Source organism: Trichocoleus sp. DQ-A3 (genome assembly GCF_039961975.1).
Lineage (GTDB): Bacteria > Cyanobacteriota > Cyanobacteriia > Cyanobacteriales > FACHB-T130 > FACHB-T130.
In genome coordinates this window covers 162,278-184,810 of the sequence record NZ_JAMPKC010000009.1, presented here as the reverse complement: position 1 = coordinate 184,810, position 22,533 = coordinate 162,278, and the positions used below count along the sequence as shown (strand labels likewise).

The 22,533-nt window shown below is 47.3% G+C and carries 19 protein-coding genes, 5 tRNA genes and 1 pseudogene; 13 read left to right on the top strand and 12 right to left on the bottom strand.

Annotated elements, in window-relative coordinates; all coding sequences use genetic code 11:
• The first annotated feature begins 72 nt into the window (after window positions 1–72).
• From NDI44_RS16010 to NDI44_RS16000, 3 genes are all read left to right on the top strand, one after another.
• Window positions 73–1,182, top strand: a complete 1,110-nt coding sequence (locus NDI44_RS16010) for a CNNM domain-containing protein (RefSeq protein WP_190411920.1) — start codon at window positions 73–75, stop codon at window positions 1,180–1,182.
• Between the two features lie 163 nt (window positions 1,183–1,345).
• A tRNA-Tyr gene (locus NDI44_RS16005) sits at window positions 1,346–1,430 on the top strand.
• Window positions 1,431–1,518: 88 nt separating this feature from the next.
• Window positions 1,519–1,590: transfer RNA gene (locus NDI44_RS16000), tRNA-Thr, on the top strand.
• Between the two features lie 794 nt (window positions 1,591–2,384).
• On the opposite strand, the gene NDI44_RS15995 is transcribed toward NDI44_RS16000, so the two are convergent.
• A tRNA-Arg gene (locus NDI44_RS15995) sits at window positions 2,385–2,458 on the bottom strand.
• 321 nt (window positions 2,459–2,779) lie between these two features.
• On the opposite strand from NDI44_RS15995, the gene NDI44_RS15990 reads away from it, so the two are divergent.
• The 6 genes from NDI44_RS15990 to cutA all read left to right on the top strand — a co-directional run bounded on the left by NDI44_RS15990 (window position 2,780) and on the right by cutA (window position 8,571).
• Window positions 2,780–3,439 carry an Npun_F0813 family protein gene (locus NDI44_RS15990; protein WP_190411919.1) on the top strand — a complete coding sequence of 220 codons (660 nt, stop codon included), beginning with the start codon at window positions 2,780–2,782 and terminating at the stop codon, window positions 3,437–3,439.
• Window positions 3,440–3,578: 139 nt separating this feature from the next.
• Entirely contained in the window at window positions 3,579–4,643 is a 1,065-nt protein-coding gene (locus tag NDI44_RS15985) for a hypothetical protein (RefSeq protein WP_190411918.1), read from the top strand.
• A gap of 8 nt (window positions 4,644–4,651) precedes the next feature.
• A complete protein-coding gene (locus tag NDI44_RS15980) occupies window positions 4,652–5,665 on the top strand; it encodes a transposase (protein ID WP_190411917.1) in 1,014 nt (337 codons plus the stop codon).
• 9 nt (window positions 5,666–5,674) lie between these two features.
• Window positions 5,675–6,730 (top strand): molybdopterin-dependent oxidoreductase, encoded by a 1,056-nt coding sequence (locus tag NDI44_RS15975; protein ID WP_190411916.1) that lies wholly within the window; start codon window positions 5,675–5,677, stop codon window positions 6,728–6,730.
• A 535-nt stretch (window positions 6,731–7,265) separates the two neighbouring features.
• The gene (locus NDI44_RS15970; RefSeq protein WP_190411915.1) at window positions 7,266–8,171 is read left to right on the top strand and encodes a pentapeptide repeat-containing protein; all 906 of its coding nucleotides are present in this window, start codon (window positions 7,266–7,268) and stop codon (window positions 8,169–8,171) included.
• Window positions 8,172–8,235: 64 nt separating this feature from the next.
• Window positions 8,236–8,571 carry a divalent-cation tolerance protein CutA gene (gene cutA / locus NDI44_RS15965; protein ID WP_190411914.1) on the top strand — a complete coding sequence of 112 codons (336 nt, stop codon included), beginning with the start codon at window positions 8,236–8,238 and terminating at the stop codon, window positions 8,569–8,571.
• On the opposite strand, the pseudogene NDI44_RS15960 reads toward cutA, so the two are convergent.
• From NDI44_RS15960 to NDI44_RS15950, 3 genes and pseudogenes are all read right to left on the bottom strand, one after another.
• Window positions 8,568–9,055, bottom strand: a pseudogene (locus NDI44_RS15960) (ADP-ribosylglycohydrolase family protein). The gene cutA and the pseudogene NDI44_RS15960 overlap by 4 nt on opposite strands.
• A 117-nt stretch (window positions 9,056–9,172) precedes the next feature.
• The gene (locus NDI44_RS15955; RefSeq protein ID WP_190411913.1) at window positions 9,173–9,877 is read right to left on the bottom strand and encodes a PD-(D/E)XK nuclease family protein; all 705 of its coding nucleotides are present in this window, start codon (window positions 9,875–9,877) and stop codon (window positions 9,173–9,175) included.
• Window positions 9,878–10,077: 200 nt separating this feature from the next.
• Window positions 10,078–10,149: transfer RNA gene (locus NDI44_RS15950), tRNA-Thr, on the bottom strand.
• Window positions 10,150–10,304: 155 nt separating this feature from the next.
• Here NDI44_RS15950 and NDI44_RS15945 point away from each other — a divergent pair.
• Together NDI44_RS15945 and NDI44_RS15940 are read left to right on the top strand one after the other, a co-directional pair.
• Entirely contained in the window at window positions 10,305–10,601 is a 297-nt protein-coding gene (locus tag NDI44_RS15945; RefSeq protein ID WP_190411912.1) for a DUF3493 domain-containing protein, read from the top strand.
• A gap of 222 nt (window positions 10,602–10,823) precedes the next feature.
• Window positions 10,824–11,597 carry an FHA domain-containing protein gene (locus NDI44_RS15940; protein ID WP_339380224.1) on the top strand — a complete coding sequence of 258 codons (774 nt, stop codon included), beginning with the start codon at window positions 10,824–10,826 and terminating at the stop codon, window positions 11,595–11,597.
• 125 nt (window positions 11,598–11,722) lie between these two features.
• Here the strand turns inward: NDI44_RS15940 and recA are convergent, their stop codons facing one another.
• On the bottom strand, window positions 11,723–12,802 hold the full coding sequence (gene recA / locus NDI44_RS15935) for a recombinase RecA (protein ID WP_190411910.1): 1,080 nt from the start codon (window positions 12,800–12,802) through the stop codon (window positions 11,723–11,725).
• Window positions 12,803–13,510: 708 nt separating this feature from the next.
• Here recA and xseA point away from each other — a divergent pair.
• Window positions 13,511–14,752 carry an exodeoxyribonuclease VII large subunit gene (gene xseA, locus NDI44_RS15930; RefSeq protein WP_190411909.1) on the top strand — a complete coding sequence of 414 codons (1,242 nt, stop codon included), beginning with the start codon at window positions 13,511–13,513 and terminating at the stop codon, window positions 14,750–14,752.
• 27 nt (window positions 14,753–14,779) lie between these two features.
• Complete coding sequence (gene xseB, locus NDI44_RS15925) at window positions 14,780–15,049, top strand: exodeoxyribonuclease VII small subunit (RefSeq protein ID WP_190411908.1); 270 nt, start codon at window positions 14,780–14,782, stop codon at window positions 15,047–15,049.
• Window positions 15,050–15,058: 9 nt separating this feature from the next.
• Here the strand turns inward: xseB and NDI44_RS15920 are convergent, their stop codons facing one another.
• From NDI44_RS15920 to NDI44_RS15890, 7 genes are all read right to left on the bottom strand, one after another.
• Window positions 15,059–16,315 (bottom strand): DNA double-strand break repair nuclease NurA, encoded by a 1,257-nt coding sequence (locus tag NDI44_RS15920; protein ID WP_190411907.1) that lies wholly within the window; start codon window positions 16,313–16,315, stop codon window positions 15,059–15,061.
• Window positions 16,316–16,442: 127 nt separating this feature from the next.
• Complete coding sequence (locus tag NDI44_RS15915) at window positions 16,443–17,240, bottom strand: HAD family hydrolase (RefSeq protein WP_190411906.1); 798 nt, start codon at window positions 17,238–17,240, stop codon at window positions 16,443–16,445.
• A 124-nt stretch (window positions 17,241–17,364) separates the two neighbouring features.
• Window positions 17,365–17,436: transfer RNA gene (locus tag NDI44_RS15910), tRNA-Gln, on the bottom strand.
• Window positions 17,437–17,815: 379 nt separating this feature from the next.
• Window positions 17,816–19,627 carry a R3H domain-containing nucleic acid-binding protein gene (locus NDI44_RS15905; RefSeq protein ID WP_190411945.1) on the bottom strand — a complete coding sequence of 604 codons (1,812 nt, stop codon included), beginning with the start codon at window positions 19,625–19,627 and terminating at the stop codon, window positions 17,816–17,818.
• Between the two features lie 180 nt (window positions 19,628–19,807).
• Window positions 19,808–21,040 (bottom strand): circadian clock protein LdpA, encoded by a 1,233-nt coding sequence (locus NDI44_RS15900; protein ID WP_190411905.1) that lies wholly within the window; start codon window positions 21,038–21,040, stop codon window positions 19,808–19,810.
• A gap of 111 nt (window positions 21,041–21,151) precedes the next feature.
• A complete protein-coding gene (locus tag NDI44_RS15895) occupies window positions 21,152–21,760 on the bottom strand; it encodes a VWA domain-containing protein (RefSeq protein WP_190411904.1) in 609 nt (202 codons plus the stop codon).
• Window positions 21,761–21,894: 134 nt separating this feature from the next.
• Window positions 21,895–22,500 carry a VWA domain-containing protein gene (locus NDI44_RS15890; protein WP_190411903.1) on the bottom strand — a complete coding sequence of 202 codons (606 nt, stop codon included), beginning with the start codon at window positions 22,498–22,500 and terminating at the stop codon, window positions 21,895–21,897.
• Window positions 22,501–22,533 lie beyond the last annotated feature (33 nt).

The window sequence follows — 22,533 nt, the reverse complement described above, 5'->3', positions numbered from 1 at the left end:
AAGGAAAAAGGCAAAAGTGAAAAATCTTTCTTTTTCCTTTTGCTTTTTAACTTTTGCCTTTTACAGCTTCCCGTGATTGTTTTACCCGTTCAGTCATATATTCTAGTTACTTCCGATCTGGGTCCCCTTTTAGGAAGTGTTTGGCTCGATATCGCGGTGCTGGGATTGATGCTTTTGCTTTCTGCTTTTTTCTCCGGCTCGGAAACGGCGATTACAGCCCTCGACAACCTTAAACTCAGGGCGCTGATTCAAGAGCAAGGAGACCCGCGCCGGATGTTTGCGCTGGTCTTAGAAAATCGGGGTCGGTTTATCACTACCCTCCTAGTGGGTAACAATCTAGTTAATAATTTTTCAGCAATTCTGACCAGTAACTTATTTGCCCTCTGGTTAGGGAATGCAGGATTGGGAATTGCTACTGCTGTTGTTACTTTTCTAGTGCTGATTTTTGGAGAAGTTACCCCTAAATCTCTGGCAATCAACAATGTCATGCCAGTTTTTAAGTTTGCCGTTCGCCCGATTTACTTGCTATCTATCGTTCTCGGCCCGCTTATTTATTTATTTGAGCAAATTACTCAGCGGGTAATTCGCCTGTTTCAGGGGGGTGTTGTTCAAGAGGGAGAGTCTTTAAGAGATCTCCATCTGATGATTGAAATTTTGGGAGGCAAGGGGCATCTAGATTTACACAAACACCAGCTGCTCAACAAAGCCTTGATGCTAGACAGTCTCAGCACCCGCGATCTGGTTAAGCCACGGATTGACATGAGGACAATCTCTCATGAAGCGACCTTGCAGGAGTTTGTGAATCTGTGTCTGGAAACAGGATATTCCCGTATTCCCGTGCAGGAGGAGTCTAAGGATCAAATTGTCGGCGTTGTTCACCTAAAGCGAGCGCTCCAGCAGCTGAGGTTTTTGAAAAAAGAAGGGATTGATAATGGCTTGGTGACAGAGGCGATGGACCCGCCAGTATACGTGCCGGACACGAAACGAGCCGCCAATCTACTGAAGGATATGTTGCAACAACGCCTTCACATTGCCATCGTCGTCGATGAGTATGGGGGCACGGTGGGGTTGATCACGCTGGAAGACATTCTGGAGGAGCTGGTTGGCGAAATTTACGATGAAAGTGACTTTCCCAGTCGAGCGATCGCTACGAAAAATGCCACGCGCTCTGGTGGCGGCTGATTCAGAGGACAGAGATCCATGTAGGAGTAAGCAATGTAGATTCCCGCTCTCATCGTCTGACTTGCACTGCCCGTCACTTTTTCCACAGCTATAAAATCAATTTTCAAAAAAAACTTTTGCATTTCCCAAACCTTGTGCTACGATTATTAATCGTGGAACAAATGGGTCGATGCCCGAGTGGTTAATGGGGGCGGACTGTAAATCCGCTGGCTATGCCTACGCTGGTTCAAATCCAGCTCGGCCCACCACGCAACAAAAGTTCTAAGCCATAAGTTTTGAGTTATTCTTTAATTAAGATAACCGAATCAAAATTTAACGCTTACAACTTCTAAAACTGCCCGTGTGGCTCAGTGGTAGAGCACACCCTTGGTAAGGGTGAGGTCACGAGTTCAATCCTCGTCACGGGCTTTTTCAGCAAATGACTTAATCAAAGTTTTATTCAAATGAGCTTACTTCAGAAGTCATGTTTCTGGAGATTCTACCCAATCTTTTAGATATCCAGGAAGTATCTTCTTCATGAGAGTACACGCATCGCTCTCTAACTAGAGATATGCAACTGATAACTTATTTTCTGACCGCTTTTAAAGAGTCTAGAGGTGCTATAGATGAAAAACTTTAGCAGCTACAGATAGGATGATTAAATCGCATATAAGCCATGAGCGGCTTGATTTGTCACTAGCTAAATACACGTCATACATTGCAGAATCCTGTGGCAGTATTGATGAATTCAGATTCCTACAAGCAAGAATGACAATTTACCACCTATTTACATAATTCTTAGGTTCCAAAAATATAAGGGGCTCCTAAAGCAATAGATGACTCGCAATTTCTCTAATCGAGCTTTGACAAAAATACTAAAAAAACTCGTGTAGAGTGTCGCTAACCCTAAAAGAGTTGGCTGATTCTAATCGATCGTGCTTTATAGCCAAAAATTAACTTGGTTGTGGCGGTATTAAGAACAGGTCACGAGCTATAAACCTTATGATGATAACTACGCTGGTGTTGTTGCCTTGCGCCCCAAGACAAACGCATCTTATCTGTGAAATACCTACTCGACAAGGGGTTCAAGCATTTAGGCTTAAGGCTGAGCAACTGATAAAATTCCTACGGGGAGAGACATCCAGCATTTTAGATGCGTTTTCCCTGCCTTATGCACCTTTATTACCCAATTTTTGAAAATAAGGATTTTTATTGAGTTAAAACGGGTGCGGAGGGACTCGAACCCCCGACAAACTGCTTAGAAGGCAGCTACTCTATCCACCTGAGTTACGCACCCACATGAAAATGGATCGCCAAACTTGGCTCTGTCGTAGATTGTATCTGTGCCGAGTGCTGCAAAGCAACCCAGAAAGCCAAAGCTTTCCAAATATATCGCTCAAGCAGCTTTAAGCTCAATGTAAACTAGAAACCAACATACCCAGACCTTTGGATACGATAGTGTATTAGTCAAGGCGATAGGCGCTACGCGGACGCACTCGCGGCGTTGTCCGATTTTATCCCAGCACCAGGGCTGGATCGCGCCCTTATATAGTTTCGTGGCGATCGCTTTTTAGCCGCACCACGCCCCCGGCCAAGTCAGGAGTCATTTGCCAGTGTCATGTTTATTCTGAAACGGCAGGATGTTGAAATTTCTAGCATTCAGCACCCCAAGCGGGAGCAACAGATCCCGATTCTCACTTATCAGGGGCAAACCTTTCGCTTGATCAGTGTATTTGCAGCTAATCAAGCAGAAGAAGCCAGAGCCTTTTGGCGAGACCTTACCGATAACCGTGGCAAAGCCTGCGTTTTGCTGGAAGAGCCAGATCGGTATAGCGTCTGGGGCAAAATTCGTCTAGATCAGCTGGCTGCGGAGGCTAGTAGTGACGTCAAAATTGTCCCTCTCGCCCAAGCTTGCCTTTTGTTGCTCCAGGCGGTTTACATAGACGTTGAAGACCTATTAGGAAACAGACAAGCCGGATTATTTCAAAAAGACCTTAGCGATGTCTTCCGTCAGTGGCACTTTCCCAGTGCGGATGGGCCGGAAGCTGTGAAAAACTTGCTAACAATGGACCCTTTGAGTAGCCTCCAAATTCCCCCTTGGGAGGAACATCATCTGATCACCTTGTTACAAGAACTGCATCGCTTGGGTAAGGAATATTTCGGCAATACCCACTTTGCCCAAGGAGTAAAGGATACATTACAAGATATGCAACCAGGAGAGCGGTCTCAGTTCCTGGAGTGGCTAAATCAATCTCCCCTAGGTAAGCTGTGGCGCTAATCTAAAAAATGTTTGGGAAATATGCCAAAGCTTGCATTAAGATGAGACACTTGCGCTTCTTAAAGGAGATTTGTTAGCAGATTATTAATTGAATTGCATTTGCGATTAAACCTTGCGTGCATCCTTGTTTTGAAAAACTATGAGCAGTTCTTTAGAAAAGTCATCGGAAAAGGTATCCGGTTTACAATCCCTTCTGAGCGTACAGACAGTAATCGTTGCGGGAATAATCTGGGGTGTGCTAGCGCTACTGTATTTTCTGCTGTTTAGCATTTCTGCGCCCGGAGAGGAGCGTCCGCTTTGGTACTCGATTGGAACTTACATTTTTGAAGAGGTAGCTTACCTAGGCGCAGCAGTGCTGTGTTTTAGAAACTGGCGCAGTCCCCAGATTGTTAGCGGACGTAACGTCTGGCTGGGATTTGGACTGGGGATGTTGTGCTATTTTCTCGGGAACCTGTTGTTTTGCTACTGGGAACTGGTTTTACACCAAGAACCCATTGTGTCACCTGGGGATTTGTTTTTTGTCCCTGCCTATTTATTTCTTGCCTGGGGAATGATTTTAGCTGTCATCTCACGGCGACTGAATCTAGAAGTTTGGCAGTGGGCAACCGTTGCAGCGATCGCAGTTGCCGGAATTGCCTTAGCAGTCTGGTTACAGGTTGCCTCCCCGAATAATGCATCCGCTGCAACCCCACCTTTACCCGTAGGAACAACACAGGGAACAACACAGATAGCGAAGGCGACTTCACCCAAGAAAGCGATCGCTGCCACCAAAGCACCAGCCGTCAATAAAACCGCTACTGTGGTGAAAACAGCACAAGCAAAACCCTCTGCTCCTACTGGAGAAAATCAGGCTCCAGCCTGGGTTCTATCAGTAGAAAAATTTCTAGAGCCATTAGGGACATTTTTGAACATTTTTTACGTTGTTAGCGATATCTTTCTGTTGATCGTTGCCTCGACCGTATTGCTAGCCTTTTGGGGGGGTCGTTTTTCTCAGTCTTGGCGGATGATTGCTGGGGCAGCTTTTTCATACTACGTTGCTGATATGTGGCTGAAATACGCCGATAAGTTCATTGGTGATGATTATCAAAGCGGAGGACTATTGGAAGTATTTTGGGTCTTCAGCGGCGTCCTGTTTGCCATTGGCGCTGTCCTGGAATTTGATACATCCAGTCGTTCCCGTCGTAGCGGACGCAAACGTGCTTAGGAAGTAGCATGAGTGTGAGAAAACTCTCCGAATTAGATAAGCGCGACATCCTCAACCTGTATCGACAGCCAGGAGAGACAACCTCAACCCTGGCTAGTCGTTATGATGTCAGTAATTCAACGATTAGCCGTCTTTTAAAAAGTCGTCTATCCGAGCCAGAATATGAAGCCCTAATCCAGCAAAAGCGAACCAATCGCTCCCATTCAATTTCCGAACCTGCCACTGAAGCTGACGACGAGCCAGTAGAAACATCGCTGACCGCATCGGTAAAGAGCGAAGAATCCTTTCCCCACACTCAAGAATCTTTTGCAGATAGTGATAGTGAGGAATCAGTAGAGGCAAGCCCTACCGCCCCACGGAGGCGTCGCAGGCGCTCCTCAGTCTCTACAGAGGAAGAGAGGGCACAAGAGCAAGAAAACATTCCTTCCGAAATTTTCCCTGGGATCGATTCTTCTCTGCCACTTTTTCAGCTGGCTGTGGATGCCGCACCAAGTAACAACCCCGATCTACTTGATAACAATTACAGTGCAGAAGCCAGTGTCATAGAAGAGATGCTGGGGGAAGACCTGACGGATTTAGAAGACGAAGAGGACGAGGACGACGAGGATGACGACGACGATTTAGAAGACCTCCAAGACGAAGACGACTGGGATGATACGCCAACTCTAGAAAGTCCGATTCCAGCAGGAACCTTTAAGCGACAAAACCGTGCTAGCGTTCAAGTTTTACCGCTGTCTAACGCGGTGCTTCCTAAAACCTGCTACTTAGTTGTAGACCGAGCAGCAGAATTAATCGCTAGACCCCTGCGAGAGTTCAGCGATCTCGGACAAATTCCTGCCCAAGAAGTTCAACAGAGAACACTGCCAGTTTTCGATAACCATCGGGTAGCTCGTAGGTTCTCGAACCGCACCCAACGAGTGATTAAAGTTCCAGATGGCAGGATGCTTCAGAAAACTTGTTCGCAACTGCAAGCTAAGGGAATTACTCGCTTGCTGATTGATGGTCAAGTTTATTCGTTATAAGAGGCAGTGGTGAAACGCCGTCAAGTTCTCAAACAGCTGCTACAAACATCCGGCGGGCTGATTGCGGCTAGCTTGCTCCCAGGCTGCCAGTTAACAGGGTCCGTAGAGCCGCTGTTTTTGCTTGACCTGCTCAAGCCAGACTCAAAACTGCCAAAACACCTGCTCACGCCATTGAGCGAATTTTATGTGCAATCTTACGCCTTGCCGCCTAGGATTAACCTGGACAACTGGTGGTTAAAGGTTACGGGTGCTGTTGCCCGACCGCTGACGCTGACCTTTCAGGACATCATGGCAGCGCCGCAGGAAAATTTCTATTTGACAATGGAATGCATCGGTAATCCCACTGGCGGCAACCTGATTGGAAACGCTCAATGGACGGGTACCCCTTTGCTACCTTTTCTAGAGCAAGCTGGTGTTAAATCAGAGGCGATAGAATTTAGGCTGCACGGAGCTGATTCCTACGAAACAACATTGCCAGTTGCAGAAGTCATGAGACAAGAAGTGCGACTGGTTCACCAGATGAATGGCGAAGCTCTCAATCAGTCGCATGGCTATCCTTTACGCATCATTATTCCCGGTCACTTTGGTCAGAAGCAACCCAAATGGCTAGTCGAGATTGAAGCTGTCAGCAGCCAGAAGCGAGGTTTTTGGGAACGTCAGGGCTGGTCTAATACCGCAGAAATTCCTACTCATGCGCTGATGCGCCAAGTGCAAAACACTCGTGTTTGGAACAGGCAGCATCGGGTGCATTTAGGGCGCACGGGTGAAACAGGTTGGGAAAGCGGCATTTTGATGGCTGGTGTTGCCTTGGACAAATCTAGTCCGATTACAGCCATTGAGGTAAGTACCAACGATGGTAAGACTTGGCAGAATGCCGAGCAGAATCAACCGCCATCTGCCCATGAGTGGACGCTCTGGCGTTATTTGTGGATGCCCCAGCAGCCGGGAAATTATACTTTACTTGTTCGCGCAACGTCTTTACTCCAACAGCAGCGACTGAAAGATGATAATCGGATGGATGGTAGTAGTGGCGTTCTGCGAATTCAAGTAAATTTGCAAGCCTAAACGCTAGCCTTTCAGCGATTTAAGACAATTGAGAAATCAGTAACAAACGCGAAGTCTTGTGTCTTTGTTTAAAATAGGTTTTGAGAAACGGATGCTTGTGTAGGATGTATGGCAGTCTTCCCATACACCCAAGCAGAGTAATCTCTGTCATGGATGAATCTTCGCTAGAAAACTATGTTGATTGTTGAATGACACTTCACCTGTCTATAAAAATTAGAGGAATTTATAGATAAACTGACCACCGTATTTTTACGGAAAATAGGTTTTGTAGAAGATTGTTATTAGAAAAATTACTTAATTATTGAGTTTTAAGAAAATATAAAAAAATATTTGTTACATCATCTACTTGAACCTTATAAGGAGGGTAATCTAGAGAAGTAAAATATTGATTAAGGCGTCGGCAAATAACAGATAAAAACTGGAATGAAGAAAGATTATGTTATAAAAAAAACCGCAGAAAATGTGGCTATTTAGCCTGGTAAGATTCGTTTCAAGTCTCTTCAACAGTTTATATAAACTAGGGAGCGATCGCGCTATGGAAGTAAGCCATTTACTTAAGCTTTATGAAGACGGACAAAGAGACTTTGCCGGGATCGATCTCAACGGAAGTGACTTGAGGGGAGTGACGCTCATTGGGGTCAATCTCACGGGCGCTAACCTGAGAGGAGCTAATCTGAGTCGAGCTTTCCTAACAAAGTCAGACTTAACGGGTGCTTGCCTAAACTGGGCCGATCTAAGTTTTATCAAACTGAGCGAAGGCAAACTGGTAGAAGCAGACTTGACGAAAGCGAACCTCAGTGGAGCGTTTCTAGTGAAGTCAAAATTGCCTGGAGCCAAACTGAGCGGTGCAAATCTCAGCAGTGCTAATCTTCGAGTAGCTAACCTTTGGGGTGCTAATCTCTGTGGAGCAAATATGCAAAGGATTAATCTGCGGGAAGCAAATCTCAGTGGCGTTAACCTTAGTTGGGCTAATTTGTGCGAAGCGAGACTCACAGGCGCGAAATTGTATGGCGCTTCCTTAAATGGTGTTAACTTCAGAAGAGCTTTTTTAAAAGGATTAGACCTGGGCGGAGTTGATTTAGAGGGAGCCAACCTTAATGATGCCAGACTAAGTGGCGCTAACCTGGAAGGCGCTAACCTAAGCGCAGTAGATCTCAGCCAAGCGACACTGCGTAGGGCCAATCTGAAAGGAGCAGATCTACGGGGAGCAAACCTGGCAAAGGCGTCTTTGGAAGGGGCAGACTTAAGCTGGACGATTCTGAGTAGAGCAAACTTGAGTGAAGCAGATTTGAGTGAGGCAAAGCTGGTAGGAACTAACTTGGAAGATGCTCAAATGAATGGCGCTGTGCTGCCATCAGAACACCAAAACTCATACTCAGAAGCAACTGTTAGTGGTAGTGTGACACCTTTTGAACAACCAGTTAGAGCAATGGTTGGGTAGTTGGGAGAACGCTAACTGATAATTGCTGATAGATTTGGGATTTTTTGTGGACTGGTTACAGGTTATGGATCGGGATTCTGGTACAACTCGTTATGCTGTAGTGTTCGTAACGGCGTCTTCGCGACAAGAGGCAGAAGCGATCGCTCAAAATTTAGTTGCATCCCAGCTAGCGGCTTGCGTTAACTTAATGCCAGTGCATTCTGTCTATACTTGGCAAGGTAAGGTTAACTCAGAAGAGGAATGGCAGCTAATCATTAAAACAGATCTAGCGCACTTTCCCGCCCTCGAAGCCAAGATTCGAGAGTTGCACTCTTATGAAGTACCAGAAATTATTGCTTTGCCAATCTTAGCTGGCTCTCCACCCTATCTTCAGTGGATTTCAGATAATGTGAGAAATTAGCTATAGATAGCTGCTTCCAGACGTGTTGCTAAGTCAATGATGTCTTCAATCCTGGCAATTTGCTCGATCCATTCTTCAAGAATATTTTCAATACTGTAATAAATTCCTGCTAAGCCACCAGTAACGGCAGCAGTGGTATGCGTATCGTTGCCTAAATTCACCGCTTTTAGTACCGCTTCGGTATGAGAAGAGCTGCCAATGTCAAAAACTTCGCTGTGGGGAGTCCAGAAATCTCAGTTCAACCAACGATAGAAATAGTTAGCTGTTACATTCGGAGAAAATCCATCATGATTTTGCGAAGCAGAAGATAAGGGAGCTATCATCTGACCAAGTGCCAGCAGGTTGATTATAAGTTCCAGAACCTATCATCTCTGTTACAGGTGACTTCACCGATTGATTTGGTAATAAATTTGACTGGAAAACCCAACGCATCACCGGCATAGGCACCGATCAGCCCTGCTAAAACTTTAGAGCTTCTTTTCATTTCAAGTGTTTTATCCGGACTGCTGATGATTCCAGGGTAGTTGGCGATCGCGGCTGTGCGTGCATTCAGTCCGTAGTGATTTAAGAGCTAGCAGGGATGGCATTATCTCAAGGAGAATTAGATGCTTGAAGGCGTCATTGTTCCTCTACGCTGCCAAAATTTCCCAACTCTTCGCTCCCACTGCTGCCAGTAAATCATCATATTATCTGGTTCAAACCAGAACACCTCAGCAGGCATTTTCGGAACCGCTACAACCAGCAAGGCATGACTCAGATGGATGCCGTACTCTTGGTAAAATTGATTAACCGCGCCCATATAAGCCGCTAACTGGATCGGGCTATCGCGGAGGCGTTCTACTGACCCTTTAGGTTTATCAGCGGTTTTCCAGTCACAGACGCAGGGAATGCCCTTATAACTCGCAACGCAATCCACTCGACCGGCATAACTCAAATCGTAGTGGAAGATAGAACCTTCCACCAGCCTTACCTCGTGAATGTCTTGTAACACCGGCTCTATGCTATCCCAGTAAGGTTTAGCCGCGTCTGGACAGGCGACATTTTCTCCCAGTAGATAGCGCTGAATTTGCTTGTGCGTGGACGTACCGCGACGGCTAGCCGCACCAGAAATTCGGTTGGCTTCCTCTGCTCCAACTCGGTTGCGCCAGTTGAAGAGTGCTTCTCGATCTTCTTGCGGTTTGGTGGCGTTGAGGATAGTGGAGACGCTAGGAAAGCGATCGCCCTTAGCATCCACATAATATTGTTTCCCAGATTCCCGCAGCGTTTTAGCACGGTGATGAGGCAGCAGATTGAGATTTAACGTCATTATTGTCTAGTTATTAAATCAACCAGTTAGGATGATAGCTGCCGATATGGAACGTTCAATAAGGGGCTGAGACGTCCTCTTTAGACACCTTGCTCAGGCTGATTCCGTTCCTGCTCTCTTGCAACCAAACGCAAATCCATTCGCATGGTGGGGCGACCTTTACAAGTCCTTGCCTGTTGTTGCTGTCATTATTTGATTCAAGCCGATGGGCGGATTTGAACCGCCGACCGTTCGATTACGAATCGAATGCTCTACCACTGAGCTACACCGGCACTGCCGATTTACTATCGTAGCAGGTTTAGATAGAAACTGTTGCACCCAATTTCTGGAAGAAATGCGATCGTGTTCAAATTTATAGCACCAGCCGCCGCTGCTGCCGACCACCATCATGCCAAGATGGATCTAAAATCGGTGGGGATCGAGACGGATGGTAGACCCAAAATTAAAAAATCGCACCCGCAACATCAAAGGCACTCGGAAAGTCAGTGCTGAACAGTATGCACAACTAAAAGCTGAACTTGCTACTCCCTACAAAGCTCTTAGGCAATTTGTTTATGTGGCGTGCGGCGCTTCTGGCTTTATCGGAGGGATGGTCTTTCTTGCCAAGTTAGCCTCCGGTCGGGAAATTGCCTCAGCCGTGCCTAACTTAGCACTACAAATTGGCGTAGTTGCTTTGATGGTTTGGCTGTTTCGCCTAGAACAAAAATCCCAACGTAAGCCATAAAGCTGATCGTTTCCAGTAATCTTGCGGATTCCTCGAAGGGGTAAGACAATCTAAGCTTGAAAGAAGGGATCTGGTGAGTATTTCGCACCCTGAGAACTTGCGAGTAAAATAGGCTAGATTCAGTTATTTGGCTTAACGACATTCTTGCAGTCTTTGGCTTCCCTTGTTGAAAGCCGATAAGGTTCTGCGTTACTTCATCGGCTGAGCCTCACCTAAGATTAAGTGTCATCCCAACACATGGAACTAGAACAACGCTTGGGTCTATATCAGGTATTCCTTAAGCTCTATGAGCATCATCGTGGTTTACTAGATGAGATTCTGAAGCTAGAAGATAGCGGCAATAAATTTCTTAGTGGCATTGCACCTCGATATATCCAAGGCGTAGCGCAGGAGCAGCAAGTCTATCTAGTCACAAATTTAATAGATGCTAAAACGCAAATGTTGTTTCAGCCGCAGCGAATTTGGACACTGGGGCGGGCGCGTCAAGCTGCCCTACCGATTCCGGATAGACGGTTGTCTCGCAATCATGCAGCGATTCGATATATCGACGATCAGGGGTTTTATCTGGTTGACCTGAATAGTACAAATGGGACTTTCGTTAATGGCGAACCCGTATACAAACGTGTTCTTCTCAAGGACGGCGATCGCATTCGTCTAGGTGGTCTGGCTTTCTCCTTTTTCCTGGGCAATACTATCTGCATGGTGGATAATGTCTCTTCAACCCTAATGGCAGAAATTAATGCCCTGACAAATGCAGAGCAATCGCTTCCGGTTACAGAAGTAGAAACACCTACCTCTCCTACAACAGTTCAGCCTCCCAACACCGAGTGCCAAAAAGAGACTCTACATTTCCTCTCTGGTCCCTCTGCCATTAGAGATCCATTAGTCCCAGTTTTGGAATCTCCTGTAGACCCTCAGCTAACTCCGACTCAGCAATCAGAAATTTTAGACCGTTTTTTCAGTAGACGAATTTCCGATCCAGGCACACAAAACTAAACTTTATAAGAATTTATACGAAAAACCCGTTTCCAATAAGAAAACGGGTTTTTTTATGTGTAACAGTAGCCCTAAGCTTCCCAAAAAACGATTTATAGGGTAGACTTGCCCACCCTACAGCGCTTTTAGTCGTCTAAAAGTTCTTCCTCTAACTCTTCGTCTTCGGCGTCAACTCGCGTGACAGAGTTGGCAGGAACAACTGCCCCCATCTCTAGCTTTTGACGTACCTTTTGCTCAATTTCTTGAATTAATTCAGAGTTTTCTTCCAGGTACTTAATGCTGTTATCCCGGCCTTGGGCAATGTTATCACCGTTGTAGCTATACCAAGCTCCTTTACGGGTAATGACCCCAGTTTGTTCTGCCAGGTCAACCATACACCCTAATGTCGAGATTCCCTTGCCAAAGATAATGTCAAACTCTGCGACGCGGAAGGGCGGGGCGACTTTATTTTTGGCAACTTTAACTTTAGCTCGGTTACCAAACTCTTCGTTGCCTTTTTTCAGCGTTTGAATCCGACGAATATCCAAGCGCACTGAAGCGTAAAACTTTAAGGCATTACCACCAGTGGTTGTTTCTGGGTTGCCGTAGGTGACGCCAATCTTTTGTCGCAGCTGGTTGAGGAAAACGACCGTACAACCAGATTTCCCGATGTTTCCGGTAATTTTGCGAAGAGCTTGACTCATCAAACGGGCTTGCAAACCCATGTGGGAATCGCCCATTTCGCCTTCAATTTCAGCGCGAGGCACCAAAGCAGCTACCGAGTCAATGACCACGATATCCACTGCCGCAGAGCGAACTAGCTGATCGACAATTTCTAAGGCAGCTTCTCCGGTGTCGGGTTGAGAAACCAAAAGATTGTCAATATCAACGCCCAGTACGGCTGCGTAAGCGGGATCTAGGGCGTGTTCAGCATCAACAAAAGCAGCAACTCCTCCTAATTTTTGCACTTCAGCGATCGCGTGCAAAGCGAGGGTTGTCTTACCAGAACTTTCCGGGCCATATATTTCAATCACCCGTCCCTTCGGCAAGCCACCGCCCAAAGCTAAATCCAGGGTCAGCGCTCCAGTGGAAATTGTTTCCACCTTCATGCGGGTGGCATCTCCTAGGCGCATAATTGCTCCCTTGCCAAAGCTGCGCTCAATTTGGTTTAGCACCAGGCTCAGGGCTTTGTCCTTGTCGGGATTGTTCGTGATTTGGATAGCCATTAATGCCTCAAGAACAGAATCAGGTGTGGTGAGATTTTTTTCACACTTAGCAAAAATTGCTTTTGTGTGGGCTTCTCCGCCTCGCGGACTGGAGTTTCCTGCTTCGATGGCTGGTTGTGATAGTAGAAATGTCTAACAAGACATCCTTACAGCCTCCACAGGCAGAAACGATGGAATCCACCGCCTTTTGATACAAAATGAATGCTGGTTTTAGCCATTTGCCCACTCAGGTTTACCAAGTTTTTAGCTTTGTAAGGGAGTAGGAAATTTCCACTAACTAGGGTTACTTCAACGATTGGCACCGAAACTTAAAATTGTCCCAAATAGCGACAAATTTTAGTTTCAGATATTTTATTATATCACTTTTAGCAACAAATGAGAGCCGCAAGTGCCCTTACATCAAGCTTTACACGGATGGGGGAACCCCCTGGCAAGGCTCGCGATAGGAATCTCTATTGTAGTTCAAATGTTCTACTTTTACCCAACACTGAGAGAGAAAATCGGTCAATAAACGTCTAGCCTGTTTTAAGCAACAAGTGAGATTTGCGATCGCCACTTTGGTCACGTCAGTTTTGTCAAAAATCAACGAATGCAGCCGAGTCTCGCTAATCTAGAGACAGAAACTGTAAATGGCTTGATCTAGGCTTATTTGAGCATCCTCTGCGTTTCCTGATGCCTCAATTCCTATATTTTCCTTATCTTTCGGCGATGAACTATTATCTTTCCAATCAGATGGTTCCAGATACAGCTGTATCGGTGGCTGGGTTAACGTCTTATTTGCAACTGCTGTTAGAGCAGGATGAACAACTACAGCAAGTCTGGGTGACAGGTGAAGTCTCCAGCGCCTCTCAGTATCGCAGTGGACTATTCTTCACCCTGCAAGATCCGGATGCTAAGGCGGCAATGAGTTGTGTGATATGGAACAGTCAGCTAAATAAGCTGATGCAGCTGCCGGTGCAAGGAGAGCAGTTGATTGTTTTGGGCAGTATCCGAGTTTATCCCCAGCGAGGACAGTACCAGCTGATTGTCTGGCAGGCGCTACCAGCGGGAGAGGGGTTACAGGCATTGCGCTATCGCCAGCTGCGAAATCGGTTGGAGGCAGAAGGATTGTTCGATCCAGAACGCAAGCGATCGCTCCCCACTCATCCCCAAACCATCGCTGTTGTCACGTCGCCGCAAGCTGCTGCTTGGGGAGATATTCAACGCACGCTCAAGCAACGTTATCCGGGTTTGCAAGTTTTGTTTTCACCGGCGTTAGTTCAGGGCGAACAAGCCCCGGCATTGATTGTCTCAGCGATTGAGCGAGTTGAACGGGATGGTCGCGCTGAAGTCCTAATTTTGTCGCGCGGGGGTGGTGCGGTTGAGGAGCTAGCTTGCTTCAATGATGAACGGGTAGTGCGAGCGATCGCAAATTGTTCGATTCCCGTGATTACTGGCATTGGTCATCAACGAGATGAATCTTTGGCTGACTTAGTTGCCGATGCTTATGCTCACACTCCCACCGCCGCCGCCGAACAAGTGGTTCCAGAACTGGCAAGTCTTTACGCAGAACACCAGGAACGTGTCCTCGCCTTGACTGAAGCCGTAAATCAACACATGGAAAACGCTCAAACACAATTGCAAAGAGTGCGAAGCCGCTTGGGGCGGATTCCGTTAGACCGACAAATTCACCAAGAAAAACAAGCGATCGCTTGGAAACGTCAACAACTGTTACAAGGAACGGCGCGACATTTAGCACAGGCAAACCAACACTGTCAGATGCTCCGACAAAAGCTAGCCACGCTTGATCCTGAAAGCGTTCTGCAACGAGGTTACGCCGTAGTCCGACAACAAGATGGTGCGATCGCGCGTTCCACAGAAGGACTGGCACTCGGACAGGAACTACAAGTTCAGCTAGGCACAGGACAAATTAAAGTCAAAATTAGTGAAATTATAAATAGCAAAGAGTAGCTATTTCACGCGATACGGGGATTTTTTATGAGCAAACGCACCAGCACCACCGACGGCTCAAGCGATCGCCGCGTCAATACCCAATTTCCGAAAGATTGGAACTACGAAGCGACGGTTGCCAAAGTTGAGGGGATCATTCGGCAAATTGAAGCCGGGAAGCTAGAACTTGCTGACGTTTTTGAAGAATTTACCGCTGCGGTAGAATACTTGCGCCAATGTGAAATCTTTCTGCAAGAGCGGCAACAGCAGATGAATTTATTAATTGAGACCCTGGCAGACGAGCCAACGTCCTTTTGAGAGATGCCATCAGGCGATACTACCGCGCTTCCTGGCTTCTTTATAGGAAGTCCCGACATTTCTCAAACCAGCCTTAATCATTTGTTGTTCGAGTAAGGCAAAGAAACGAGCGCGATCGCCCCCTCGTACCACTGCCTGATTGTGCGCCTCTGCAAGCGCTACCGGATAGCCATAACCCTTCTGCACCTGAGCCAACATCAAGCTGAGAGAAACATCGAGCTTCTCTGGATTCTCCGCTACCCAAGCGGGAACTTCCACGCGAGCAATTTCAGTCCCGACATGGACGTAGCAGAAGTAGATTTGATGGGCACCGTACAACTCCAGAATTCGTGCAGAACTGCGCCATAGAGGACTGCGTTGACCGGGCTGCAATTGAGACGCCCAGAGGGCAGTATCCCGCAAGGGATCGAAAACCTGGCAGGGTGCCCGGTCAAACTGACCAGGACAATGAGTCATACAGTCGGGAACTGGATGCGGACAGGCTGGCAAACGCAGGAAGTTCAGTGCTTCGCTGCTGCGAGAAGCGCTCAGGTAGCCCATGATTGGAATCCCCGTATCGCGTAGAACATCCCAAGCTTCCAGAATCGGAGGCAAAATATGGTCGCGGGCTTCCCCTGGTAACTGCTCCAGAAACCAATAAATTAGCGATCCATCTACCATTGCTAGGGCAGGGATTGGGGATTTGGGATCGGGAATTGAAGATGGAATTTCCGATTTTCTGTTTCCATTTCCCTGTCTTGACGTGACTTGTGAAGGTCGGTTAATCCAGCTAGCAGCCAATTCTGCTAACACAGACGCCTCCGAAGCCGTGCGTCGATAGCCCATCCATTCCTCAGGGCGAATTCCCCACTGGCGGGAAATATATAGGTCTTCCGAGCGATAAAAGACTTCTGGCAGGCTATCTAAGAGCGGATACAAGCTTTGTCCGTAATGCAGCACCACCCGGCCCACATTAATCAGATAGCAGTAGGCAATTTCATGGTGACTCGGAGCAATCTGAGACCCGTCTGTAGCAATAATCGTATGGACAGCCGGAGGGGTAGGAAGGTCAATGGCAGTGCTTAGAGATTCAATGGGTGCGGCTGCTGCAAACCCCAAGCGATCGCGCCACTTTTCTTGCAGATGTACTAAATCTGCCTGAGACTTTTGAGCCAGCGTCAGTAAGTGCTGGGCGCGTTCCAAGCGTTGGCGACTGGCAGCAGCCTCTACCGTCAGGTGTTGACTAATCCCCTGCATTTGCCGCGCGAGTTTGGTTAGGTCAAGCATAGTCAGCTATCCGCTTTTCGCCTATCAGCTCTCAGCTTAAAGCATGAAGCATCAAGGCGATCGGGATGAATTTATAATTTACACTTGATACTTCTTCATCCCTTAACCTTGGGTTCCCTTTTCTCATCTAAGCCCAAGCCGAGAAATCTTGAGCAAACTGAGACAGAGATAAAAGCTTAATTCGCTCCTGATACGCGACCGACTCTCGTTGAGCAGCAGTATTGTAGCCCCAATCGGCAAGAAACAGCTTGATATCATTGAGGTCTGGTTGCTGTTGCACAGTTTGCAGAGTTTTCAAGCGATCTTCCACAAACCAAAGGTGAACCGACGAATCGCTGCTGAGTTCGCGCAAAATTTCGTACTTAGGACGCCGATTTTCTTTCCCAATAATGCATCGATCGGGTAGTTGGATACCCTGTTGCTGCAACAACTGGCGGACAAAGCGTCCCTCTTTGGTAGTGACGATGTACGTTTGGATGGGTGTATCTGGAAGCGATGCCTTCTCCGATTCCATCCGATGCATTTTTTCAACAACACCTGGATAGAAACGATGCAAGGCTAGCCAACCCTCTAAATCCCTATCAATCCACTCATCCCGGATACGATCGAGCTTCGTGCCGATATCAGCCGCATTTAGATTATCTTCTAGCAAGATTTGCTGAGCCACCCCTGACCAATCTTGCAACATCTTTTCGTCGGGAATGCCCAATATTAGCGCCCGGATTGCCACCGGCATTTCCCAACCGATTTCTATAATCGGTCGTCGCTGGTAGAAACTTTCAGCCAAACCATCTGGAGGTGTGAGATTAGGCGGTGCCCAAATTTGACAGTAGGTGCGCCAAGCTGTCTGAAAATACTCGATTAGCCCGTCACAGATAACACCGTCAAAGTCAAGGGCGAGAATATTTGGATAACTTGCACGCATGATTCTAAAGCCGCAATCTTTCGGTTTATCTTGGCACAATTTGCCCAACAAGCCCAATAACCAGTAGAGACGCGATGCCTCGCGTCTCTACTAGGGTTGTCAAAATTTAGGTTTCAAAATTTAACTGGGGTGCAAGGATTCGAACCTCGGAATGGCTGGACCAAAACCAGCTGCCTTACCACTTGGCGACACCCCATCGCGTCAACCTTCGTTATAGTAGCAGTTCCTACTAGGGAATTGTCAACCACTTTTAGAAAATTTCTCTTAAATCCTTCTTCATCAGTGGGTAAATGGTGAAGACTCAGTATGGATTTTTGGAACTTGACTCATAGAAAAGGCTTCTTGAACGCTTACCGGCTAAACAGTGTAGCTCTCATAGCCAGCTTCTCCTCCTATGGAAAGCCTACCGGGAAAGTGTTGTTAGCTTTTTTGACATCTTTACCTCCTCGAAACCCATATAGGGTGTTGCACAATCATGCGATGATTTTCTTTTAAACTCCGCGCTACCTCGTCTTTGCGCGAGATTATCATCTTTCTACTGTGCAACGCCCCATATAGATCCACAGCTTTTTCGATTAGGCGGGATAAATTCGCAGCCGTCGGTTCGGTTCTTCCCCAAAACTGTCAGAGTTGAGACGATAGTGTTCGACGAGTTCGTGTTGCATTTTACGAACTTTAGAAGAACGCGGCAGGAGTTCCACCGGCTGTCCTTTGGGAATCACGATTTGCTCCACGGCAAGGCGGGCTTCTTCGAGAGCCTCAATCTCGTCTTCACTACCGCTACTAGTAAATAAGCTGAGTTCGGGGACATCTAGAACCTGAGAGTCATCCATATCCAGCAGACGCCTTAGGGCGCGGGTAATCTGGGGAATGGTACTTGCCTTAATTGCATGGATGGGAACCTGACGGGCTTTGGCAATATGTCGTAGCTTGGAATGGTTTTTTACGTGCGACCGAATCGCCAAAACTGCATCCGCGCTATCCATATCCTTCGTCAGCAAGATGGGCAAATTCAGCACCCGAATAACTTGCTCTAATTGTTGGCTGCTCACCCCATAAGGATAAACGTGCAATGGCAACTCTTCGCCATTTGGCCCCACAAAGGTTTCATTTCCGATCGCCTGAGGTTGATGCCAAGATTGATCCAGCATCTGCTCAAAAGAAGGTGCAAGGTTAGAAGAGACAGGCAATGAAGTAGAGGCAGATTCTTCTCCTCTAGCTAATAGGTTTTGCGGTTCTGCCCTCATGCCTCGCGTTGATTCTGACTGCATTGGTAATGGAGTCATTTGCCCAGAAGCCCGCCAGCCCATTGGTCGCGCTGGGGCGTCGTGGGTGGAGGATATACGGCTACCTCCGCTCATCGCTGGTCGCATGAGTGACGGTGCTTGGGGGGTCTCATGGGTAATCGTAACTTCCCCAGTCTCGCTGGTTGTCCTAACTTGATAACCCGGCTGACGCCCCCGCAGCAGGGTGTCAACGGTATCGGCAACACTTTCATGTACCACCCAGCGCTGCCGTTCTAGCATTTCAACAGCAATTTCAAAGGTTGGCGGGGCTTTGCGTTCCAATACCGTCTTTTGGCTACCCCGGCGTCTGGCTTCGTCATCTCCCAAAGTTACGGCCTGAATGCCACCCACTAAGTCAGATAACGTTGGATTTTTAATCAGATTTTCAATCCGATTTCCGTGAGCTGTACCCACCAGTTGAACACCTCGCTCAGCAATCGTTCGAGCTGCCAAGGCTTCTAGTTCTGTGCCAATCTCATCAATGACGATGACTTCTGGCATATGGTTTTCCACTGCCTCAATCATGACTTGATGCTGGAGTTCGGGACGGGCGACTTGCATCCGTCTAGCTCTACCAATTGCTGGATGAGGAACGTCACCATCCCCAGCGATTTCGTTGGAGGTGTCGATAATGACAACTCGTTTCTGTAAATCGTCGGCTAAAACTCTGGCGATTTCCCGCAGTGCTGTTGTTTTGCCAACACCGGGACGCCCCAGCATCAGAATCGATTGACCTGTTTCTACCAGGTCGCGAATCATGCCGATGGTGCCAAACACGGCTCGACCTACCCTCAAGGTAAGACCTATGATCTCGCTGCTTCGGTTGCGGATAGCGCTAATCCGGTGCAGAGTTCGCTCTAGTCCTGCTCGGTTATCCCCACCAAAATTTCCTACCCGGTCTACACAATAATTCAGTTGTTCTTTCGATACTGGCGTTTCGGAGAGATATTCTGCCTGTTTAGCAAACCGAGCCTCTGGAAGACGCCCCAAGTCTAGGACAACCTCAACTAACTTATCCCGTCCCGGATGCTGCTCTAAAGGTTGCCGAATTTCATTCGGTAACACGTCCAGTAATTTCTGGAGATCGTCTGTAATCTGCATTCTTTGTACAGTGACGTTTTTATCCACAATCGGTGATTTAAATAACTGATGTTTGTTCTTTACCTGGGAAGCGTTGCAGGTTGGCGATCGCAAGGTTGAAAAGTCGCTTTTTGCAAATCGTCAATCTTTTAACCTCCAACCTTTTAATCGATGACATATCTAAAATCGCGCTTCTACTGGCTATTGGGTAAAGGTTTTGAGTTGAGAAACTAGCGAGTGAGCAAGATCAACAGCTTGCCAGAGTAAATCCGGCTTTTCTTCCAAGCGTCCAGGTAAAGGTGTTTGACTTGACGCGGAGGCATTCCCACCTACTTCGTTTATATTCATTTTTTCTAATTCATCCAAAATGGGTGATAACAAAACACGAGCGTAGCTGCCATAAGCAATCCCGGCGATATTGGGGGATTGAGCGGGAAAAGTTTGAGTTGGTTGGGGCGGGTTTTTCGTTGATCCCTGGTTCCCTACAGGGATGCTTGATAGAGATGCCCTTCCGGCTTTTGACTCTTGGATTTCTGGCTTTTGGTGGTTGTTGAGCAGCCCCATTGTCCTAAGTTTGCCAACAGTGTGGCGATTAGTGCCTCCTGCTAACTGCACATATCCGGGCAATCCCGCAGTTAGAACTTTTTGACCTAACTTTACAGCAGCTATCGTTGTGCCATCGCCAATATCGCCACTCATAGGACGCCCATCTGTTTGCCAGATGAGAGGACAAGGTAGGGGTGCCATCAATTCGTATAGCGCTCGGAGGTAATCAAGCATCGCTTCACCATCTGGACAACTAATGGCTAAAAGCTTGAGCTGGTTTACCCAAGGCGCGATCGCACTCCAGAGTCGTTTAAAGTCTTCTACTCTGCCAACTTGCGTGTGAATTTCTAAGGCATCTACGCCGCTTTGAAATACCAAAGGTGCGATCGCTTCCGGTGCGGATACATAAGAACGAGTATAAATTAAATTATTTGGGCATACGGGAATACACCGTCCGCAGCCATAACAACGTTGATCGATCACCCCTGAAAAACCGTTCTGGCCAAAGTCAAAAGCGATCGCATCAGCTGGACAAATACTTTCACAAGGTCGCCAGCAATCTGCTGGACACTCAGTTGAGTTAAATTCAGCTTTTCGGAAATGAGGATCTTCCCCATCATTTAGGCTGACCATCAGCCACGGCAAACCTTCTACGCAATAGCCGCGAGCGCGGGCGGCATCGGCAAGGGTAGTCGCAGCCTTTATACCTTCTTTCGCCGCAGCAATGACTGCTGGGTCAGCGGCAACATCGATACAGTCAGCCCCAGCGAGGGTATATGCCAACGTAAGATTTCGGACGGCAGGGAGGTGTTGGAAACTAGCTCCGCAAATGAGCTTAAACCAGTGACCCTCTCTTAAGGAACGTAAGGGATAGTAGGTATCAGTCACCCTTATATGCTAGTGCGTTCCCGAATAAATGGGGAGATCCAAGTAGCAAAAATTAGGGGAGTTTTCACCACTCCCCTTTTCATGGAAACCGTAAGCATCAGGGGTTTGCCTTTAGTCAGCGATCGCATTGAGCAGCACTTCCGCCAAGGTCATATCTGCCATGTCATCCAGCGTTATCGTGTCGCAGATATCAAACTTTGCCCCTGCACCTTGTAAGTCATCATCCAACGCCTTTAAAAACCGAGCTGCTGTAGCGTCTGACCCTACTTGAATCATCGAAATCGCCAGTTCTTCATCGTGTTCCATCTGTCGGGACGCCTCAATAATCGCCCGCATCACGCCTTTTCGGTCATCGGGTTCACCATCTGTGACCACCAAAATGGTTTCGCCACCCACCTTAGTCTGACCGGCTGCTTTCCGCTGAAAGTAGGCAGCGATCGCATCTTGTAATACACCTGCTAAATTAGTTGTGCCAGCCGGGTCGTTTTCTTGAAAAATTTGTGCGACTTTACTGGAATTTACATTCTCGTAGCGTTTGAATCGGCTGGAAAATAAGTAAACTGTGATCCCATCCGGGTCAAACTGTTCGCATTTTCGCGCCAACGCCAAGGTAGACTCTTGTGCCGCATCCCAGCGGCTTCTGCCTCCCGGCTGGTCTGGCGTAGACATACTGCCGCTTTTGTCAATAATTAACGTATAATCCCGATTTTCTGCGCTCATTAGCTAACCTCCCCATTATTTTTTTAGATTGAATGACTTGCTGCTGATTCCACAACAAAATTGTGATTAAACACTGACAACAAAATTTTGGATTTCAGATGTGGAATCCAAAATCCAAAATAAACAGACAGCACCTAGTCGTTAATGGCGTTGAGCAACACTTCCTGTAAAGTCATGCCCTCCATGTCATCCAGCGTTACAGTGTCGCAAATATCAAACTTTGCCCCGGCACCTTGCAAATCATCATCCAAGGCTTTCAGAAACCGACTCGCCGTTTGATCCGAACCCACTTGAATGAAGGAGATGGCTAATTCTTCATCTCTATCCATTCGGCGAGAGGCTTCAATAATCACCCGCATCACGGCTTTGCGGTCATCGGGTTCACCATCTGTAATCACTAGAATTGTCTCGCCATTTGGCTTAGTCTGACCAGCCGCCTTCCGCTCAAAGTAGTTGTCAGTGGCGTTTTTCAAGACATCGGCAAGATTCGTAGTGCCAGAGGGATCGTTTTCTTGGAATATCTGCGCTACCTTGCTAGAAGTCACATTATCAAATCGCTTAAACCGACCGGAAAATAGGTAAAGCGTAATCCCATCGGGATCGAACTTTTCACATTTCCTCGCCAACGCTAGAGTAGATTCCTCTGCGGTTTCCCAACGGCTTCTACCGCTCGGTGGCTCTGGGGTAGACATACTCCCGCTTTTATCGATGATTAATGTATAGTCACGGTCTTCTGCCACAGATCCTCCTTCCACCAAAGATAACCTCCAGTG

What these genes read in the sequence shown, in the direction of transcription:
- NDI44_RS15990 (WP_190411919.1), top strand. Translation starts at nt 2,780, where the DNA reads ATGTTTATTCTGAAACGGCAGGATGTTGAAATTTCTAGCATTCAGCAC.
- NDI44_RS15985 (WP_190411918.1), top strand. Translation starts at nt 3,579, where the DNA reads ATGAGCAGTTCTTTAGAAAAGTCATCGGAAAAGGTATCCGGTTTACAA.
- NDI44_RS15980 (WP_190411917.1), top strand. Translation starts at nt 4,652, where the DNA reads ATGAGTGTGAGAAAACTCTCCGAATTAGATAAGCGCGACATCCTCAAC.
- NDI44_RS15970 (WP_190411915.1), top strand. Translation starts at nt 7,266, where the DNA reads ATGGAAGTAAGCCATTTACTTAAGCTTTATGAAGACGGACAAAGAGAC.
- cutA (WP_190411914.1), top strand. Translation starts at nt 8,236, where the DNA reads ATGGATCGGGATTCTGGTACAACTCGTTATGCTGTAGTGTTCGTAACG.
- NDI44_RS15955 (WP_190411913.1), bottom strand. Translation starts at nt 9,877, where the DNA reads ATGACGTTAAATCTCAATCTGCTGCCTCATCACCGTGCTAAAACGCTG.
- NDI44_RS15945 (WP_190411912.1), top strand. Translation starts at nt 10,305, where the DNA reads ATGGTAGACCCAAAATTAAAAAATCGCACCCGCAACATCAAAGGCACT.
- recA (WP_190411910.1), bottom strand. Translation starts at nt 12,802, where the DNA reads ATGGCTATCCAAATCACGAACAATCCCGACAAGGACAAAGCCCTGAGC.
- xseA (WP_190411909.1), top strand. Translation starts at nt 13,511, where the DNA reads ATGAACTATTATCTTTCCAATCAGATGGTTCCAGATACAGCTGTATCG.
- xseB (WP_190411908.1), top strand. Translation starts at nt 14,780, where the DNA reads ATGAGCAAACGCACCAGCACCACCGACGGCTCAAGCGATCGCCGCGTC.
- NDI44_RS15920 (WP_190411907.1), bottom strand. Translation starts at nt 16,315, where the DNA reads ATGCTTGACCTAACCAAACTCGCGCGGCAAATGCAGGGGATTAGTCAA.
- NDI44_RS15915 (WP_190411906.1), bottom strand. Translation starts at nt 17,240, where the DNA reads ATGCGTGCAAGTTATCCAAATATTCTCGCCCTTGACTTTGACGGTGTT.
- NDI44_RS15905 (WP_190411945.1), bottom strand. Translation starts at nt 19,627, where the DNA reads ATGCAGATTACAGACGATCTCCAGAAATTACTGGACGTGTTACCGAAT.
- NDI44_RS15895 (WP_190411904.1), bottom strand. Translation starts at nt 21,760, where the DNA reads ATGAGCGCAGAAAATCGGGATTATACGTTAATTATTGACAAAAGCGGC.